1 pseudogene is annotated in these 248 nt (G+C 29.8%); it reads left to right on the top strand.

Going from position 1 to position 248, the window contains the following annotated elements:
* Nucleotides 1-177: 177 nt before the first annotated feature.
* Nucleotides 178-248: pseudogene (locus tag LJE09_RS19370) on the top strand (IS200/IS605 family transposase); the annotation flags it as partial.

The raw sequence follows: 248 nt of genomic DNA, 5'->3' as shown, positions 1-248 counted from the left end.
ATCACAATAAACAGACATTGTTTTATTAAGCAAAACTTTATCTGTATCAGTTGCAGCTATCTGAACTTTTGCAGTTATAGTTATCTGTTCCATAAAATGTACTCCTCTTATTGATGCTTCACTAATGATAGTGTATACTAATAATTAGTGAATGTCAATAACTGTCAGAGGTGATTTATGGATTATAGATATAATCGTCATAACAGACGAAAATACAGTCTGAAAGTACATATAGTTCTTGTAACCAA

The sequence above is a fragment of the Blautia sp. DFI.3.45 genome, assembly GCF_020593505.1.
In the GTDB taxonomy this organism is placed as follows: domain Bacteria; phylum Bacillota; class Clostridia; order Lachnospirales; family Lachnospiraceae; genus Blautia_A; species Blautia_A wexlerae.
Note: the sequence above shows the minus strand (reverse complement) of the source record. Positions and strands in the feature narration are given on the sequence as shown.